The sequence below is a fragment of the Ramlibacter sp. Leaf400 genome (assembly GCF_001424545.1).
GTDB lineage: Bacteria > Pseudomonadota > Gammaproteobacteria > Burkholderiales > Burkholderiaceae_C > Ramlibacter.
In genome coordinates this window covers 1-17,934 of the sequence record NZ_LMQL01000012.1, presented here as the reverse complement: position 1 = coordinate 17,934, position 17,934 = coordinate 1, and the positions used below count along the sequence as shown (strand labels likewise).

17 protein-coding genes and 1 rRNA gene are annotated in these 17,934 nt (G+C 69.0%); 4 read left to right on the top strand and 14 right to left on the bottom strand.

From position 1 onward, the window contains the following. Positions 1-3: 3 nt before the first annotated feature. From gmhB to ASG30_RS15820, 7 genes are all read right to left on the bottom strand, one after another. Complete coding sequence (gene gmhB, locus ASG30_RS15850) at positions 4-570, bottom strand: D-glycero-beta-D-manno-heptose 1,7-bisphosphate 7-phosphatase (protein WP_055898815.1); 567 nt, start codon at positions 568-570, stop codon at positions 4-6. After that, positions 567-2,681, bottom strand: coding sequence for a glycine--tRNA ligase subunit beta (gene glyS, locus ASG30_RS15845; RefSeq protein ID WP_055898812.1), 2,115 nt, complete (start codon positions 2,679-2,681; stop codon positions 567-569). Before glyS ends, gmhB begins: the two co-directional genes overlap by 4 nt. Then, positions 2,681-3,610 (bottom strand): glycine--tRNA ligase subunit alpha, encoded by a 930-nt coding sequence (glyQ, locus tag ASG30_RS15840; RefSeq protein WP_055898810.1) that lies wholly within the window; start codon positions 3,608-3,610, stop codon positions 2,681-2,683. The genes glyS and glyQ overlap by 1 nt, the downstream gene beginning before the upstream one ends. Positions 3,611-3,620: 10 nt before the next feature. Further along, entirely contained in the window at positions 3,621-5,159 is a 1,539-nt protein-coding gene (gene lnt / locus ASG30_RS15835) for an apolipoprotein N-acyltransferase (protein WP_055898807.1), read from the bottom strand. Continuing rightward, positions 5,156-6,040: an HlyC/CorC family transporter gene (locus ASG30_RS15830; protein WP_055898805.1), complete on the bottom strand. Its 885-nt coding sequence runs from the start codon at positions 6,038-6,040 to the stop codon at positions 5,156-5,158. Before ASG30_RS15830 ends, lnt begins: the two co-directional genes overlap by 4 nt. Before the next feature lie 93 nt (positions 6,041-6,133). Further along, positions 6,134-6,802, bottom strand: coding sequence for a GNAT family N-acetyltransferase (locus tag ASG30_RS15825; RefSeq protein ID WP_082522141.1), 669 nt, complete (start codon positions 6,800-6,802; stop codon positions 6,134-6,136). 102 nt (positions 6,803-6,904) lie between these two features. Further along, a complete protein-coding gene (locus ASG30_RS15820) occupies positions 6,905-7,387 on the bottom strand; it encodes an Lrp/AsnC family transcriptional regulator (protein WP_055898799.1) in 483 nt (160 codons plus the stop codon). Positions 7,388-7,494: 107 nt separating this feature from the next. On the opposite strand from ASG30_RS15820, the gene hppD reads away from it, so the two are divergent. Together hppD and ASG30_RS15810 are read left to right on the top strand one after the other, a co-directional pair. Beyond that, complete coding sequence (hppD, locus tag ASG30_RS15815; protein ID WP_055898796.1) at positions 7,495-8,628, top strand: 4-hydroxyphenylpyruvate dioxygenase; 1,134 nt, start codon at positions 7,495-7,497, stop codon at positions 8,626-8,628. A 111-nt stretch (positions 8,629-8,739) separates the two neighbouring features. Then, the gene (locus ASG30_RS15810; RefSeq protein ID WP_055898794.1) at positions 8,740-9,318 is read left to right on the top strand and encodes an adenylate/guanylate cyclase domain-containing protein; all 579 of its coding nucleotides are present in this window, start codon (positions 8,740-8,742) and stop codon (positions 9,316-9,318) included. Here the strand turns inward: ASG30_RS15810 and ASG30_RS15805 are convergent. From ASG30_RS15805 to ASG30_RS15780, 6 genes are all read right to left on the bottom strand, one after another. Next, entirely contained in the window at positions 9,290-9,946 is a 657-nt protein-coding gene (locus ASG30_RS15805) for a Crp/Fnr family transcriptional regulator (protein WP_055898791.1), read from the bottom strand. The two genes, ASG30_RS15810 and ASG30_RS15805, sit on opposite strands and share 29 nt — an antisense overlap. Positions 9,947-10,005: 59 nt before the next feature. Beyond that, a complete protein-coding gene (locus tag ASG30_RS15800) occupies positions 10,006-10,656 on the bottom strand; it encodes a helix-turn-helix transcriptional regulator (RefSeq protein ID WP_082522140.1) in 651 nt (216 codons plus the stop codon). A gap of 142 nt (positions 10,657-10,798) precedes the next feature. Further along, positions 10,799-11,917 (bottom strand): response regulator, encoded by a 1,119-nt coding sequence (locus tag ASG30_RS15795; RefSeq protein ID WP_055898789.1) that lies wholly within the window; start codon positions 11,915-11,917, stop codon positions 10,799-10,801. A gap of 41 nt (positions 11,918-11,958) precedes the next feature. After that, complete coding sequence (locus tag ASG30_RS15790) at positions 11,959-12,864, bottom strand: alpha/beta fold hydrolase (RefSeq protein ID WP_055898786.1); 906 nt, start codon at positions 12,862-12,864, stop codon at positions 11,959-11,961. Continuing rightward, entirely contained in the window at positions 12,864-14,462 is a 1,599-nt protein-coding gene (locus ASG30_RS15785) for a GMC family oxidoreductase (protein ID WP_055898783.1), read from the bottom strand. The genes ASG30_RS15790 and ASG30_RS15785 overlap by 1 nt, the downstream gene beginning before the upstream one ends. Continuing rightward, positions 14,459-14,971, bottom strand: a complete 513-nt coding sequence (locus tag ASG30_RS15780) for a hypothetical protein (RefSeq protein ID WP_055898781.1) — start codon at positions 14,969-14,971, stop codon at positions 14,459-14,461. The genes ASG30_RS15785 and ASG30_RS15780 overlap by 4 nt, the downstream gene beginning before the upstream one ends. A gap of 67 nt (positions 14,972-15,038) precedes the next feature. Between ASG30_RS15780 and ASG30_RS15775 the strand changes: the two genes are divergently transcribed. Together ASG30_RS15775 and ASG30_RS15770 are read left to right on the top strand one after the other, a co-directional pair. After that, the gene (locus ASG30_RS15775) at positions 15,039-15,782 is read left to right on the top strand and encodes an FFLEELY motif protein (protein WP_055898778.1); all 744 of its coding nucleotides are present in this window, start codon (positions 15,039-15,041) and stop codon (positions 15,780-15,782) included. Between the two features lie 45 nt (positions 15,783-15,827). Next, positions 15,828-17,513: an AMP-binding protein gene (locus ASG30_RS15770; protein WP_055898775.1), complete on the top strand. Its 1,686-nt coding sequence runs from the start codon at positions 15,828-15,830 to the stop codon at positions 17,511-17,513. Between the two features lie 141 nt (positions 17,514-17,654). Here ASG30_RS15770 and rrf read toward each other — a convergent pair. Beyond that, positions 17,655-17,767: ribosomal RNA gene (rrf, locus tag ASG30_RS15765) — 5S ribosomal RNA — on the bottom strand. Between the last annotated feature and the right edge of the window lie 167 nt (positions 17,768-17,934).

Sequence of the window (17,934 nt, the reverse complement as noted above, 5' to 3'; positions counted from 1 at the left end):
CACTCAGGTCAGCGGACGCGGCGCGGGCCGGGTCACGAGATAGTCCGCGAAAGCCGCGAGGTCGCGGTGCACGCGCGTGCCGGCCGGGAAGGTCTCGGGCAGCGGGCGGCCGATGAATTCGGCGCCCTTGCCGGTGAGCACCAGGTGCGGCTCGCAACCGGCCGCGACGCCGGCCTGCAGGTCGCGCAGGCCGTCGCCGACCACCGGCGTGCCCTTGAGCTCGATGCCGAAGCGCTCGCCGATCTGCTCGAAGAGGCCGGGCAGCGGCTTGCGGCAGTTGCAGCCGTCCTCGGGCGTGTGCGGGCAGTAGAAGATGGCGTCCACCTTGCCGCCGTGCGCGGACAGCAGCTTGTGCATCTTGGCGTGCATGGCATTGAGCGAGGCCACGTCGAACAGGCCGCGGCCCAGCCCCGACTGGTTGGACGCGATGGCCACGTGCCAGCCGGCGTGGTTGAGCCGCGCGATGGCTTCGAGCGCGCCGGGCAGCGGCTCCCACTCCTGCGGCGATTTCACGAATTCGTCGCTGTCGGCATTGATCGTGCCGTCGCGGTCGAGGATGACGAGTTTCATGTGGCCAGCCTTGAAAGATCGGCCACGCGGTTCATGGCGCCGTGGAGCGTGGCCAGCAGGCCCAGGCGATTGAGGCGCAGGTCGGCTTCTTCGGCGTTGACCATGACGCCGTCGAAGAACGCATCGACCGGCGCCCGCAGCGCGGCCAGCGTCTGCAGCGAGCCGGTGTAGTCGCCGGCCTCGAACTTGGCCTTGGCGGCGGGCGCGAGTTCGCGGGTGGCGGCGTAGAGGGCCTTCTCGGCGTCTTCCTTGAGCAGGACCTCGCTGACGTGCGGATCGACGGCGCCATCGGCCTTCTTCAGGATGTTGCCGATGCGCTTGTTGGCGGCGGCGAGCGCGGGCGCCTCGGGCAGCGCGGCGAAGGCACGCACGGCCTCCAGCCGCGGCTTGACCTGATTCCAGGGCGGGCGGACGGCGATCACGGCGTCCACTTCGGCGGGGCCATGGCCCTGGTCGCGCAGGTAGCCGCCGATGCGCTCGTAGATGAACTGCAGCACCTGCTCGTTGCTTTCCTTCGGCTTGGGCAGCAGCGGGCCGAAGCTCGCGCCGGCCACGTCGACCAGCGACGGCAGGTCCAGCGGCAGGCCGCGCTCGATCAGGATGCGCACCACGCCCAGGGCGTGGCGGCGCAGCGCGAACGGGTCCTTGTCGCCCGAGGGCAGCTGGCCGATGCCGAACAGGCCGACCAGCGTCTCCAGCTTGTCGGCCAGCGCCACCGCCACGCCGACGTCGCCGCGCGGCAGCTCGTCGCCGGCGAAACGCGGCTTGTAGTGGTCCTCGATGGCGTCGGCGACCGGGGCCGGCAGGCCGTCGTGCTGCGCGTAGTAGCGACCCATGGTGCCCTGCAGCTCGGGAAACTCGCCCACCATGTCGGTGAGCAGGTCGGCCTTGGCCAGCCGGGCGGCCGTGTCCGCCGCCTGCGCGAGCGGCTCGCCGCCCAGCTGCGTGCCGATGGCGCGCGCGATGGTGCGCACGCGCTCCATCCGGTCGCCCTGCGTGCCCAGCTTGTTGTGGTAGACCACCTTGGCCAGGCCCTGCACCCGCGACTCGAGCGTCTTCTTGCGGTCCTGGTCGAAGAAGAACTTGGCGTCGGCCAGGCGCGGACGCACCACCCGCTCGTTGCCGCCGATCACCGCCGAGGGGTCCTGCGGGCGGATGTTGCTCACCACCAGGAAGCGGTGGGTGAGCCTGCCCTGCGCGTCCAGCAGCGGGAAGTATTTCTGGTTGGCCTTCATCGTGAGGATGAGGCACTCCTGCGGCACTTCGAGGAATTCGCGCTCGAACTGGCAGGCCAGCACGTTGGGCCGCTCGACCAGGGCGGTGACTTCGTCGAGCAGTGCTTCGTCGTCGATGGCGCGCGCGCCCGCGCCGACCTGCTGGGCCGCGGCGGCGAGCTGGCGCGCGATGTCGGCGCGGCGGGCGTCGAAGCCGGCGATCACAGCGCCCTGCTCCTGCAGCACCGCGGCGTAGCTGTCGGCGTCGGGGATGTCGACCTGGGCCTTGGCGGCCTCGAAGCGATGGCCCTGCGTGGTGCGACCGGCCTTCAGGCCCAGCGCCTCGACCGGCACCACCTCGCGGCCGTGCAGCGCGACCAGCGCATGCGCCGGGCGCACGAACTTCACGTCGCTCCAGCCGTCGGCCAGCTGGTAGGTCATGACCTTCGCGATGGGCAGGCGCGCGATGGCCTCGGCCAGCGCCTTCTGCAGGCCTTCGGCCAGCGTCGCGCCCCGGGCGGTGCTTTCGTAGAACAGCGCTTCGGCCTTGCCGTCGGGCGCGCGCCGCAGCGAAGCGACCGCCGACGCATCGGCGCCCAGCGCCTGCAGCTTCTTGAGCAGCGCCGGCGTGGCCTGGCCCTGCGCATCGAGGCCGACGCTCGCCGGCATCAGCTTCTGCGACACGGCCTTGTCGGCCGCGCGATCGGCCACCGCAGTGACGTGCGCGGCCAGGCGTCGCGGCGATGCGTAGGGCGTGAGGACCGATGCGTCGCCGGCCAGGCCTTGCGACTTGAGCTGCTCCAGCAGCGTGGCGCCGAACGCCTCGCCCAGCTTCTTCAGCGACTTGGGCGGCAGTTCCTCGACGAAGAGTTCGACCAGCAGGTTGGCATTGGCCATCACGCAGCCTCCACCAGCTTGTCGGCGACCATCCTGGCCGTGGCCGCTTCGGCCCAGGCCTTGGGCGCCATCGGGAAGCCCAGCCGTTGCCGGCTCAGCAGGTAGGCCTGCGCCACGGCGCGCGCCAGGTTGCGGATGCGGCCGATGTAGGCCGCACGTTCGGTGACGCTGATCGCGCCGCGCGCGTCCAGCAGGTTGAAGGTGTGCGCGGCCTTGAGCACCTGCTCGTAGGCCGGCAGCGCGAGCTGCTGCTCCATCAGGTGCCTGGCCTGCTTCTCGTGCGCGCCGAACGCGGTGAACAGGAACTCGGCATCGCTGTGCTCGAAGTTGTAGGTCGACTGTTCGACCTCGTTCTGCTTGTAGACGTCGCCATAGGACAGGCCTTCGGTCCACTTGAGGTCGTACACGTTGTCGACACCCTGCAGGTACATGGCCAGCCGCTCCAGCCCGTAGGTGATCTCGCCGGTGATGGGCTTGCAGTCGATGCCGCCCACCTGCTGGAAGTAGGTGAACTGCGTGACTTCCATGCCGTTGAGCCAGACCTCCCAGCCCAGGCCCCAGGCGCCCAGCGTGGGGTTCTCCCAGTCGTCCTCGACGAAGCGGATGTCGTTCTTCTTCAGGTCGAAGCCCAGCGCCTGCAGCGAGCCGAGGTACAGCTCGAGGATGTTGTCCGGCGCGGGCTTGAGCACCACCTGGTACTGGTAGTAGTGCTGCAGGCGGTTGGGGTTCTCGCCGTAGCGGCCGTCCTTGGGCCGGCGGCTGGGCTGCACGTAGGCGGCCTTCCAGGGCTCGGGCCCGATGGCGCGCAGGAAGGTGGCGGTGTGGGAGGTGCCTGCGCCGACTTCCATGTCGTACGGCTGCAGCAGCGCGCAGCCCTGGGCGTCCCAGTACGACTGCAGCTTCAGGATGATTTGCTGGAAAGTGAGCATTGGCTCGATTTTAAGTGCCCGCTCTCCTGCGAAGCCGCGGCAGCGCTCCCAAAACAGGAGCAAGGCCGAGCAGCCACAGCGGCAGCAGGCCCAGGCGCGAGGCCCACCACGCGAACGGGGTGGTGCCGCTGCGGCCCGCCACCTCGCCGGTGAGCGCGCCGCGGGTGTGCGGGGGCAGCGAATGGGTCACGCGGGCCCGGTGGTCGATGATGGCCGTCGCGCCGGTGTTGGTGGCGCGGATCACCGGCCGGGCGAATTCCAGCGCCCGCATGCGGCTGATGTGCAGGTGCTGGTCGATCGCCACCGTGTCGCCGAACCAGCCGATGTTGCTCACGTTCACGAACACGGTGGGCGCGCGGACCGGGTCGGCGAATCGCGCCGCCAGCTCCTCGCCGAACAGGTCTTCGTAGCAGACGTTGGGCGCCAGCCGCTGGCCCTGCCACTCGAACGAGGGCTGGCCGACCGAGCCGCGGTTGAAGTCCCCCAGCGGGATGTTCATCAGGTCGGTGAACCAGCGGAACAGCGGCGGGATGAACTCGCCGAAGGGCACGAGGTGGTGCTTGTCGAAGCGGTAGGCGTCGGCGCCGGGCTTGAGGCCCACCACCGAGTTGGTGTAGCCCTGCTCCAGGCTGCCCAGCGGCATGCCGATCAGCGCCGCACGGTCACCGCGCGAGAAGTGCTCGGCCAGGCCTTGCAGGTAGCCCTCGGGCAGTTGCTGCGGCAGCAGCGGCAGTGCGGTCTCGGGCGCCACCACCAGGCTGGAGCGGCTGGCCTGCAGCTGCTCGGCATACCAGGCCAGTGCGACCGGCACCCCGGTGCGTCCTTCGAACTTCTCGTCCTGCGGGATGTTGCCCTGCAAGAGCGTGACGGACAGGGGCGCGCCGGCGGCCTGGTCGTGCGAGGGAGCCACTTGCGTGCACGCGGCCAGCAGCAGCACGGAGGCGCCGGCCGCGGCCCAGTACCGGCGCGAGCGCCAGGCCTGGGGCAGCCACGACAGCGCCACCGCGATCGCCGCTGCCAACGCACCGATGCCATACACGCCGATCCACGGCGCCAGGAAGGCCAGCGGTCCGTCCACGTGCGCGTAGCCGCCCGCGCCCCAGGGGAAGCCGGTGAACCAGCGCCCGCGCAGCAGCTCGGCCAGCAGCCACAGGGCCGCGAACGAGACGGTGGCGATCAACGGCCCGCGCGGAGCGAGCCAGCGCCAGAACGCCGCAGCGGCCGCGTAGTAGCTCCCCAGGAACGCCGCGAGCGCCAGCACCGCGAACGCCGCCAGCGGCGCCGGCAGGCCCCCGTAGGTGTGCATGGAGATGAACAGCCACCAGAAGGTGCCGGTCAGCCAGGCCGTGGCGAACAGCCAGGCTTGCAGGAAGACGGAGCGCAGCGACGCGGGCCGGGCGATGCACCCCGCCAGCACCGCCAGCGAGGCGACCTGCAGCCACCAGAGCGGCTGACCCGACCACGGCGTGGCGATCGAGATCGCCTGGGCCAGGCCGGCGACGGCGGCCAGCACCCAGGGCAGCGCCGCGGAGCGGGCGGCGCCGATCACCCCGTGTCGTCGTCGCTGTGGGCGGGCGCCACCTTGAACCAACGGACGGCGCCGCCCTTGGTGTGCAGCACGACGAAGTCCAGGCCCGCCATGCGGTGGTGCTCGCCGCGCTTGGGCACGTGGCCCATCTCGTGGGCGATCAGGCCGCCGATGGTCTCGAAGCGGCGGTCGCCTTCGGCCGTCGCCGCCGGCGCCAGGTCGACGCCGAAGGCCTCGTTGACCTTCTCGATCGCCGTGTCGCCGCTCACGCGGTAGGTGCGGTCGGCCAGGGCGAAGATGTCGCCCTCTTCCTCGGCGATGTCGAATTCGTCCTCGATCTCGCCGACGATCTGCTCGAGCACGTCCTCGATGGTGATGAGGCCGGCGACGCGGCCGAATTCGTCGATCACCACGGCCAGGTGGTTGCGGTTGCCGCGGAACTCCCGCAGCAGGTCGTTCAGCCCCTTGCTTTCGGGCACGAAGACCGCGGGCCGCAGCAGCGCGCGGATGTTCAGCTCCGGGGCGCGCTGCAGCTTGAGCAGGTCCTTGGCCAGCAGGATGCCGATGATGTTTTCGCGATCGTCCTCGTAGACGGGGAAGCGCGAGTGCGCCGTGTCGATGACGAGGTGCAGGATGTCGTCGTAGGGCGAGTCGATGCTGATCAGGTCCATCCGGGGGGCCGCGACCATCACGTCGCCGGCGGTGAGGTCCGCCATCCGGATCACGCCTTCGAGCATCACGCGCGATTCGGCGTCGATGATCTCGTTGTCTTCGGCGTCGGCCAGGGTTTCGATCAGTTCATCGCGGGAATCCGGGCCGGGATGGATGAACTCGGCGACCTTCTGCAGGAACGTGCGACGGTCTTCTTTCTCATGGGACCGCGCAGGGTGGGGGTCGGACACAGCCTGTGCGTGCAGTACGTGCGGTGGTTGGGGGACGAATAGGATAGCGCATCGCACTGCGCGACCGTGGCGGGCCGCGGCCCCGCCCACGGTTCAGCTGCCGGAGCGGTGGCGCGCTTCGCGCACGCCCTGCCGCGTCTCCTGCACCCCGTCCAGGAAGTCCCAGAAGCTCTTGGCCTGCTGCTTGAGCCGGTAATCGGTCTGGGCCAGCTGCTCGTTGACCAGCTCGCTCATGTGCGTGTCCAGCGTCGCGGGCGGCAGGCGCAGGAAGGCTTCGGTCTCGGTGCCGAAGCGCTCCAGCGTGGCGCCGGCCGAGCGGGCGATCTTGAGCATGGCCACGTTCTCGCTGAGCGCATGGATGAAGAGCAGCTCCACGCCCTCGTTGCGGGCATGGAGCACGGCGCGCTCGAAGAGGCGCCGGCCAAAGCCGCGGCCACGCGCCCGGGGCAGCACCGACACGCCGAACTCGGCGCAGTTGGCCGAGTTGGGGTCGCGCGAATACGCCAGGTGCGCCATGGCGATGAGCTCCAGGCGCCGGTTGTAGATGCCGAAGATGTCGTCCTGCTCGAAGTCCAGCTGCTCCACGTAGCGCCGGATGTGCTCATCGTTGGCCGCGTAGCCGAACCGCAGGTAGCGGTCTTCGGGCGGCAACGCCAGCAGGTGGGTGGCGATCCGGTCCCGGTGTTCGGGCCCCAGCGATCGGATGGGGACGACCACGGGCAGGAGCCGGGTGTCGGAGGCCATGGGTAGTTCAGAGGCCATGGGACCAATTTAAGGGTTTTCACCGGGCTCCCAAGCCCGGCCGTTCTGGGGAGGTAGTTCTACCTAATCGGCCGTGTCCCTCGTGCCACGGCGGCGGAACTCCTACACGGGCATGGCGGTGGTGGCTTTCACGCTGTCGAGCACGAAGCTGGTCTTGCAGTCCTGCACGCTGGGGTGCTTGAGCAGGGTGTCCAGGATGAAGCGGCTGTAGTGCGCCATGTCCTGCACCACGACGCGCAGCAGGAAGTCCATGTCGCCGGTGAGCGCCGCACATTCGACCACTTCCGGCCAGCCCTGCACGCTGGCGCGGAAAACGTCCATCGGGTTGCGCTTGTGGGACTCGGTGTGCTTTTCAAGGCGCACGTTGATGTACGCCGTCAGCCCCAGGCCCACCGCCTCGGGGCGCACCAGGGCCACGTAGCGGTCGATCACGCGGGCGTCCTCCAGCCGCTTGACCCGGCGCAGCACCGCGCTGGGCGACAGCCCGACCTGCTCGCCGATCACGTCGTAGGTCTCGCGGCCGTTCTGCTGGAGCGCGCGCAGGATGGCCTTGTCGAGCTTGTCGAGTGCGAAGGAGTCGGCCATGTCGCAGGTTTCCTGCGCAAGGATACCTTTTGGAGCCGTTCTCCGGCGGAAACCTGAAGGGGCCTGCGCTTAGAGTTCCGGCTTCACCGCATTCCAAAGGAGACAGCATGGACGCCGCCCCGACCGCGCGCACCTTCACCGCCTGGGACAACCCCATGGGCACCGCCGGCTTCGAGTTCATCGAGTACGCGGCGCCCGATCCCAAGGCCATGGGCGCGCTGTTCGAGCGCATGGGCTTTCGCCCGATCGCGCGGCACCGCCACAAGGACGTGGTGCTGTACCGCCAGGGCGGCATCAACTTCATCGTCAACGCGGAGCCGGACTCCTTCGCGCAGCGTTTCGCGCGGGCGCACGGGCCCAGCATCTGCGCCATCGCCTTCCGCGTGCAGGACGCCAAGTCGGCGTACGAGCGGGCCATCGGCCTGGGCGCCTGGGGCTACGCGGGCCAGGCGGGGCCGGGCGAGCTGAACATCCCCGCCATCAAGGGCATCGGCGACAGCCTGATCTACCTGGTGGACCGCTGGCGCGGGAAGAACGGCGCCCGGGCCGGTGACATCGGCAACATCGGTTTCTATGACGTCGATTTCGAGCCGCTGCCCGGCATCGACGCGCAGGAAGCGCTGGACCCCAAGGGCTTCGGCCTCACCTACATCGACCACCTTACGCACAACGTGCACCGGGGCCGCATGGCCGAGTGGTCGGAGTTCTACGAGAGGCTGTTCAACTTCCGCGAGGTGCGCTACTTCGACATCGAAGGCCAGGCCACCGGCGTCAAGAGCAAGGCCATGACCAGCCCCTGCGGGAAGATCCGCATCCCGATCAACGAGGAAGGCAACGAGAAGGCCGGCCAGATCCAGGAGTACCTGGACAAGTACCGCGGCGAAGGCATCCAGCACATCGCCCTGGGTTCGACCGACCTGTACGACACGGTCGACTCGCTGCAGATGGCCGGCGTGAAGCTGCTGAACACCAGCGAAACGTACTACGAGCTGCTGCCCCGGCGCATCCCCAACCTGGCCGAGGACGTCAACGCGCTCCAGCAGCGCAACATCCTCGTGGACGGCCAGCCGGGCGAGCTGCTGCTGCAGATCTTCAGCGAGAACCAGCTGGGGCCGATCTTCTTCGAGTTCATCCAGCGCAAGGGCAACGAAGGCTTCGGCGAGGGCAACTTCAAGGCCCTGTTCGAGACGATGGAGCTGGACCAGATGCGCCGCGGCGTGCTGGCTACGCAGAAGTCCTGAGTCTGCGGCGCCCCTGTCAGGATTGACAGAGCGGCGCTTGCGAAGCCGGCCCGTGGCCTTGCGCGGGCGGAGGTCAGCTCGACAATTCCCGCTGGTCTTCGCCCTGCCCAGATGAACGCGCCCGCGCCTTCCACCCCGCCGGTTTCCTCGCCCCGCACCCGGGTCATCATGGTGCTGGACGTGGTCGAGTCGGTGCGGCTGATGGAAGGCGACGAGCCCGGTTTCATCGAGCGCTGGCAGCGTTTCGTGCGCGAAGCCGACCAGGTGGTGCCGGCGTTCGGTGGACGCATCCACAAGAGCACGGGCGACGGGCTGATGATCGAGTTCGGGCACGCCGATGACGCGATCGCGGCGGCCTTCGAACTGCTTCGCATCATCGAGGCCGGCAACGAGGGCCGCGGTCCCCATGAGCAGATGCAGCTGCGCATCGCGGCCCACATCGCCCGCTTCGTGGCCGACGAGTACGACATCTACGGCTGCGGCGTGAACCTCACCGCGCGCCTGGTGGACATCGCGCGGCCCGGCGAGGTGTGCGTCACGGCCGCACTGCGCGCGCTGCTCGAGGACGATGCGGCGCGGCGGATGGAAGACACCGGCACGCACCAGCTGCGGCACCTGAGCGAACCCGTCCAGGTGTACCGCGTGCAGCCCGCGCCAACCGTCACCAGCGGGCCGGAAGCTTGCGCTTGAGGACGACGCGGCGCAGGCCCAGTTCGACGTAGCCGCCCCGCTCCAGCTCCTTGAGGATGCGGCTGACCATCTCGCGCGACGAGCCGACGCGGCTGGCGATCGCCTGGTGCGTGAGGGGCGAGAGCACCACCGGCCAGCCGTCGCCCACGGAGCCCTGGTGGCCTTCCAACAGGCTGGCCACTCGCTCGTAGACATTCTTCAGGGCCAGCTGGCGTGCCTTCTCCGTCGCCGCGCGGACCCGCTGGATCATGCGAGCCAGCAGGTGCCGGGCGAAGTCGGGCGATTGCTCCAGGTGCTCGAACATGGCGGCGCGGCCGACCACCGCGCAGACGCAGGCCTCCAGCGTGATGACCGATGCCGAGCGCGGACCGCCATCCAGCCACATGTCGGCGAAGTAGTCGCCGGGGTGCACGAGGTCGTAGGTGATCTCGCGGCCGTCCACGTCGTTGGAGTACACCTTCGCGCGCCCCTGCAGGAGCACGAAGGTGGTGTCGCCCACCTCGCCCTCGTGGACGATCACCGTGTTCCTGCGGAAGCTGCGCAGCACGCCCCGGGAGGCGAAGGCGCGGACGGTGGGGGAGAGCGAGGAGAGGAGACGGTCTTGCGCCGCCGTATCGGACGTGGTCATCGGAAGGTGCGCGGCCACTCTAGCAGCGGTGCCGCGCCAGCCAAGGCCTGGCGGCCTGTTCAATGCATCGGCTCTTGCAGCAGCGGCGCGGGCGCGAGCGGCGGCAGCATGGCGACCCGGTTGACCAGCTCCCGCACGCCGCTGGTCCGCGTCTTGGCGCACAGGCTGCGGACGTGGCTGCGCACGGTGGAGACCGCCACCTGCAACTTGCGGGCGATCTCCGGCGCCGAATGGCCCTGGCACAGGATGGTCAGCACGTTCTCCTCGGCCGTCGTGAGGGAATGGCTGCGCGCGAAGAAGCAGAGCATCAGCGAACCGCACACCGTCGGCCGCGAGAAGACCAGGGCGGCGTGCGCCGCACCGCCCTCCTGCAGGCGGCGCAGGGGAACCACCGCCAGGCTCAGGCGGTGCGCCTCGGCGCCGCCCAGGGCGATCAGACTGCGGCGGCCCGCCGTCGCCTTGGCCAGGGCGCCGTGCAGCGTCTGCAGGTCCTGCGGGGTTTGCACCCGCAGGCGACCGTTCTGCACCCACAACGTGTGCTGGCGGCCCAGCTCATGCCGCGCCGCGTGGTTGGCATGGACCAGGTCGCCCACGCCCGTGGTGACGGCAACGCCGTAGGCGAGTTCGTCCAGTAGCAGGTCCAGTTGCGGCGATGCGGCCGGGTGCGCCGCGCCGTGGTTGCCGGCCTGCGATGTGAGGGTTGCCTGCATTTTTTCCTCCTGAGTCCTGGTGAGGCGCAAGCTTAGGAAGGCGAGCAGGTGCCGGGGCGTGAATAGCGCCGCGCCGGCTTGTGAAATGGATCACCGGACCGGGCGGTCCGGCGGGGCCGCAGACGCTCTGTCCGGCGCCCGTCTACTGGGCCAGGCCGGTGATTTCGGCGACGTCCAGGGGCTCGTTGCGCCCGCTCAGCCGCACGGCCGCGCGCCGACCGACGGTGACGGCGCCGGTCACCTGGCGCAGCGACGCGATGCTGGCCACGACCGACCACCCGAGTTCCCGGGCCTGGTGCTGCAGCAGCATGGTGGCGCTGACCGCGTCGCCCACCGGCAGGGTCTGCGCCACGGGCGAATGCAGCGGGTCGTGCAGCACGGTCAGCGTGACCGGCCCGGCATGGAGGGCGACATGGGCCTCGAAGCGAGGCAACTGCCGGTCGGCGTATGTCGACGAGAGGTACTGCTGGATCCCTCGCCCCGCCTCGATCAGCCCGAAGGCGGCGCGCAGGGCCCTCAGGCCATGGTTGACCGTGCGGGTGTCGCTGGCGTCGACGAACACGGCGAGCACGCCCTCCCCCACGAACTGGATGTGGCGGGCGCCAAAGAGGTTAGCCGAGTCGTTCGCGCTGCCGTAGAACCGCCGCACCAGCTCGGCCAGCTCGGCCGCGTCCAGGCGATCGGCCACGCCGGCGTAGTTGGGGACGTCGACGAAGAGCAGCGTGGCGGAGGGAAACCGCTCGTCGCCGGCGCCGCCGCCTTCCGTGGGCCAGCGGCCGCTCAGCTCGTTGGCCAGCCGCTGCTCGTAGAGCCTGGACAGCTGGTGACGCTGCTCCTCGAGCGCGGACTCGACCGCCCTTTCCACCACCATGCTCTGCAGGCTGGTGTGGATGGCGCGCTTGTTCAGCTGCGCGGCCACCGCTTCGCGCAGTTCGCCCGGGCGCAGGGGCTTGGTGAGGTAGTCGTCGGCCCCGGCGGTCATGCCGATGCGCATGTGCGCCCGCTCCGGCAGCGAGGTGAGCAGGACGACGGGGGTGCGGGCGATCGCGGGATTGCGCCGCAGCGACGCGACCATGTCGAAACCGTTGAGCCGCGGCATCTGGACGTCGCTGACGACCAGGTCGGGGCGCCGGGACTCGACCAGCGACAGCCCCTGTTCCCCGTCCTCGGCGGCGAGCACCTCGTGCCCATCCTTCTTCAGCACGGTGGCGATCAGGTTGCGCGTGAAGGCGTCATCCTCCATCACGACGATCAGGGCCATGGGGTCTTTCTTTCGGCGTCTTCGTCCGCGTCGGATCGATCTTACAGGCGAGCCGCCAGTTCGAACGTGTGGTCCATCACGGCCGGGCGAAACGCCAGGTCGACATGGGCGGCGCCTTCGTGCAGGCGGTTGTCGGCCGCCGGCAGCGTGGCCATGGAAGGCGGGAAGACGACGTTGTCGCAGTTGGAGTACCAGCAGGTGAACAGGCGCGACGCCTCCGGCTCGGCTCCCGGCAGGGCCGCGATCCAGTCGCAGCCCACCTGCATCTGGCGCCCGTTGGGAAGCCGGCTGAACCGCGCCAGCCAGGTGCCGCGGTGGGGCGTGCCGATGGTGACCACGTGCGCCGCACGCGTTCGGCCGCCGCAACGGCGCAGCCAGGCCCGGGCGGCCAGCCCGCCCATGCTGTGGCAGATGAGCAACGGTGCCCGCCCCGTGGCCCGGGTGACGGCGGCGACCGCCTGGTCGATGGTGTCGCAGTAGTCGTCGATCGAGCAGAACACCGGCTCCAGGTTCACCGCCACGAAAGCATGACCGCGGGCCCGCGCCTGGCGCATCCAGGGGTTCCAGAAGCCGCGGTTGCACAGAAAACCGTGGACGAAGACGATCCCGGCCGCCGGCGAGCCGGCCGGCAGGTGGTCGGGCTCGCGCCGCCAGTCGAACGGCTGCCGCCAACCGAAGATTAGGGCGTCGTAGGCCACCTCACGGGCCCATGCCGACAGCAGTTGCCCGAACGAAGGCCGCGGCGCCGGATCGCCCCGACTCTGGAAGCGCAACAGGGCGAACTCGATGCCCAGCGGGGCGGCGTGCGCGAAGGCGATCAGGAGGGCCACGACGCAGGCGACCCAGGGCGACCAGGGCCACAACAGCACCAACGCGGCAAGAGAGGCGGCCAGGAGCCCGATGGGCGCCCACATCTGCAGGCGGGCGAGCTGGGAACCCGGGGACATCAGGCGAGTATGGCCTCGCGTCCGCCGAGGCGCCGGACCAGCCCCTGGCCCAGCCGGTTCACGATGCCGTAGATGGACAGCTGCGGATTGGCGCCGATGCTGGTGGGGAACAGGGAGCCGTCGTGGATGGACAGGTTCTCCAGTTGCCAGTGCACCCCGTCCGGCCGCACCACGCCCAGCTCGGGCCGGCCGGCCAAGCCGCAGCCGCCCATGACGTGAGCGCTGACCACCTTGGTCAGCAGCGGCTTCATGGGCAGCGCGGCGATGGCGGACCGCGCCTCGCTCCAGCTGCGGTACGGGCGGGCGCTCTCGTGGACCGGCAGCACCTGCTGCGCGCCGGCGGCGAACTGGATCTCCGCCATGCTGAGGAAGGCTCGCCTGGCGCCGTCCATGACGAAGTCGGTCAGCGGGTAGTCGAGTTCGGGCGACCCGTCGCTGCGCAGCCGCACCGTGCCGCCGGGCGACTGCTCGTGGAAGCCATCGCGCAACAGGGCGAGCTGCACGTGGGTGCTGGGGAACTGCCGCAGCAGCCCGGACTGCTCCTGGCCATGGCCGGTCACGGTGGACGCGAAGATCACGGGGTGCAGCGGCGGGGCTTCCAGCTTGTAGCCGATGGGGCCGTCGATCGGGTGCGTCTCCAGGAAGTGGTCGGTGTAGATGGTCTGGGGCGCGCCCTGCCAGCCTTCGACTTTGGCGGGCATCTGCGCGGCCGACATCACCACCGGGTGCAGGAAGGTTCGGATGCCGAGTCGTCGATGCGGATCGGGGGCCTGCGAGCGCAGGAGCACGGCGGGGGAGTTGATCGCCCCGCCCGCCAGCACGTAGTGGCGGGCCACGATGCGGGTGGAAGGTCCGGGCTGTCCGGCAGGCGCGCAGAGGAGCGCGCTGACCTTGCCGTTGGCCAGCTCGAAGCGTTCGGCCCGGGTCTCGACCAGCAGCGTGGCCCCCAGCTCCAGGGCCGACGGGATCGTGGTCACCAGCATCGATTGCTTGGCGTTGGTGGGACAGCCCAGGCCACAGGACCCCAGGTTCCAGCATCCCTTGACGTTTCGCAGGATGGCGGCGGCGGGGATGCCGAGGCGGGCAGCGCCACGGCGCAGCAGGTCGTTGTTCTCGTTGGGCGGCGTCAGCCAGGGCCCGATGGAAAGACGCCGCTCCGCCTGCTCGAAAAATGGCGCGAGCGGGTCGTCGGCGAAATCGTGCAGCGCGAAGCGTTCGCGCCAGAAGGCCAGTGTCGCCGACGGCGTGCGGAACGAACTGGTCCAGTTCACCGTGGTGGAGCCGCCCACGCAGCGGCCCTGCAGGATGTTGATGGCCTTGTCGCGCGTCTTGCGGGCGGCGCTTTCCTGGTAGAGCGCCGGGTAGGCGTCGGACTCCAGCTGGCGGAAGTCCGAGCTGCTGCGCAGCGGTCCTTCCTCGACGATCACGACCTTCAGGCCCGACCTGGCAAGCAGTTCCGCGGTGATTCCGGCGCCGGCGCCGGAGCCGACGATCGCGACGTCGCAATCCAGGCGCGCCGGCCGCGGCGCGTGCGCCCCGCCGGTCACGCGCCAGCCGCGGCGCAGGCCGTCGACGATGGGGTCGGGCAGCTTGTTCATGCGCCGACCGCGATCGGGCCGGGGTAGCCGAGGACGGACCAGGTGCTGGGGTCTGAGAAGTAAGCCCCGCCCGTGATGTCGTGGAGCGCTTGGTAGGCCTGTTGCCGCAGGGTGAGCGAGGAGACGCGCATCGACTGCAGGGCGTTGCGGATCTCGGGGACGGTGGCGGTGCTCCAGTCCGGCGCGAGCCCGACAAGGCTTCTCCGACCGGCGCCCGTGGCGAGCAATGCCAGCAGCTGCGAGAGCTCCCGCTGCGCGTGGGCAGGCAATGCGCCGATCAACGCATCGGTGCGATCCAGGAAGGCGGCCAGGGCGTGGGTTCGCTGCTCCTCATCCGCCGGCAAGGAACCGTCCAGGAATGCGCGGGCGGTGTGCGTGAACACGAGGCGGCCGGCCGGGGACAGACGGCCGTTTCGCCATCCAGGCTCGATCCATGCGACCGCGCCTCCGCCGACCGCGAGCACCGCAGCCGCTCCGAGGCCCAGCTTGAGCCAGCTTCTCCTGTGCATGCGGGCACTATCGCAGGCGCCTGCCGCCCTCGGTAGAGCCCCTTGCCTAGTTAGACTGCGGGTTTGCATGGAAGCCGCCCGCGCCATCCGAGATGCCGTCGCCGCCGTCACGCGGCTGCGTCAGAGCGCCGCCGGTGATGCACCGCTGCGCGAGGCCCTCTTCGAGATCAAGCGGCTGCAGTCGCACCGGTTCGCGGGGACCTACGCCGACCTCCTGGCGGGCGGGCCTTTCGAGCCGGCCACGCGCTTCTTCCTCGAGGAGCTGTACGGCAACAAGGACTACACGCGGCGCGACGAGCAGTTCTCGCGCATCGCCGTCGCCATCGAGAAGCTGTTCCCCGCGCACGTGGCCGGCACCGCCGCCGCCATGGCGCAGTTGCATGCGCTGACGGAGGACCTCGACATGCAGATGGCACGCTTGTGGCGCCAGCAGGCGGACGCGCAGGCTCCCTTGGCGCGTCGCTACGTGCTGGCCTGGCAGGCGCTCGGGCGCAGGGACGAGCGTGAACGGCAGCTGGCGTCGGTCCTGGCCCTGGGCCAGGAGCTGGCGCGCCTGACCCGCATGCCTGGGCTGCGCACCATGCTGCGCATGATGCGCGGGCCCGCGGCCGCGGCGGGACTGGGCGATCTGCAGCACTTCCTGGAAGAGGGCTTCGACACGTTCGCCGGCATGGCGCGTCGAGCCGGCACCGTCGAGCAGTTTCTGCAGACTGTGCAGCAGCGTGAGCACCAGTTGTTCTCGCTGCTGTACGGCCGGGACCTTGTCGCCTGCGAGACGGAACTGGTTCGCGTCCTAGGACAAGCCCCGTAGCCCCATCGCGCGCGCTGATGACAATCGCGCGCAAGGAGACCACGGATGGACCGAATCTGGTTGCGCAACTATCCCGATGGCGTGCCGCACGACATCGATCCCGGGCAGTACCGCTCGCTCACGCAACTGCTGGAGGAGTCGTTCCGCAAGAACGCCAGGCGGCCGTTCTCGGTCTGCATGGAGCAGTGGATGACGTATGGGGAGGTGGACGAACTGTCCACGGCCCTGGGCGCCTGGCTGCAGGCGCAGGGGCTCGAACCCGGCGCGCGCGTCGCGCTGATGCTGCCCAACATCCCGCAGTTCGCCGTGACGATGGCGGCCATCCTGCGCGCCGGGTACACGTGCGTGAACGTGAACCCGCTCTACACGGCACGCGAGCTCGAGCACCAGCTCAAGGATTCAGGCGCCACGGCGATCGTGATCCTGGAGAACTTCGCCCACACGCTGTCCGAGGTCGTGAACCGCACGCCCGTGCAGCACGTGGTCGTCACCTCCATGGGAGACCTGCTGGGCTTCTGGTACGGGCGCTGGATCACTTTCGCGGTCCGCCACCTGGCCAAGATGGTCCCGGCGTTCAAGCTGCCGCTGGCCGGCGGACGCAAGGTCACGCCGTTCACCCGGGCCCTGGCGCAGGGGCGCTCGATGCAGCTGAGGCCGGCGGCGCAGACGCTGGACTCCGTCGCTTTCCTTCAGTACACGGGTGGAACGACGGGCCTGTCGAAGGGCGCCGTGCTGACGCACGGTAACGTGGTGGCGGCCATCCTGCAGGCGGAGGCCTGGTTCACGCCGGCGCTCGCTCGCATCGGGGACGTCAGCCGCACCAACGGGATCATGGCGCTGCCGCTCTACCACATCTTCGCGTTGACGCTGTGCATGCTGTCGATCCGCTGGGGCGCTCACCAGACGCTGATCCCCAATCCGCGCGACATTCCGCGGTTCATCGAAGTGCTCAAGCGGCGGCCCTTCCATCTGTTTCCCGCGGTGAACACGCTGTTCAACGCGCTGCTGCAGCACCCGCAATTCCGGAGCATCGATTTCTCCCAGCTGTGCGTGACCCAGGCCGGCGGCATGGCGGCCTCGGAAGGAACTGCGCGCGCCTGGCAGAAGACCACGGGCTGCACGATGGTGGAAGGCTGGGGGATGAGCGAAACCTGCGCGATCGGCACCAACAATCCCGTATTGAGCCGGGAGTTCTCGGGAACGATCGGGCTGCCGCTGCCGGGCATCGAGATCGCCATCAAGGACGATGACGGCCGCAGTCTTCCCCAGGGGGATTCGGGGGAGATCTGCATCAGGGGACCGAACGTGATGGTCGGCTACTACCAGCAGCCGGGTGAAACCGAAAGGGCGTTCACGCCGGACGGCTTCATGCGCACGGGCGACGTCGGGATCATGGACGCGAGCGGCTACACGAAGATCATCGACCGCAAGAAGGACATGATCCTGGTCAGCGGCTTCAACGTCTTTCCGAACGAACTCGAGAACGTCATTTCGATGTGCCCTGGAGTCGTGGAGTGCGCTGCGGTCGGCGTGGCGGACGAGAAACAGGGCGAGGCGATCAAGGTGTTCGTCGTCAAGAACGACCCGATCCTCACCGAGGAAGACGTGGCCAAGTACTGCCGGCAGAACCTGACCGGCTACAAGGTCCCCAAATACATTGAATTCCGCGAGGATTTGCCGAAGACGAACGTGGGCAAGATCCTGAGGCGGGAACTGCGGAACGGGAAGTAGGTCGGGCTAGACGTTCAGGGCCCTGATTCGCTGTGGACTGGAAATACCGGCCGTATTTCCACAATCTCGGGCCCGCGCAAGGAATCGTTTGCCCAAAGCAAAAGGCCCAGCATTACTGCTGGGCCTTTTGGGGCTGTAAGAGCCTGACGATGTCCTACTTTCACACGGGAATCCGCACTATCATCGGCGCAGAGGCGTTTCACTGTCCTGTTCGGGATGGGAAGGAGTGGGACCACCTCGCTATGGTCATCAGGCATAACTTTTTGCCATCTTGCAGAGTCTGCAAGACGACCAATTCATAGAGCAAATCAGCTTTTATTTTGATTGCGCCGACCGGGCATAACTCTTTGATCGACTGATCAAAGTTATAGGGTCAAGCCGCACGAGCAATTAGTATCGGTTAGCTTAACGCATTGCTACG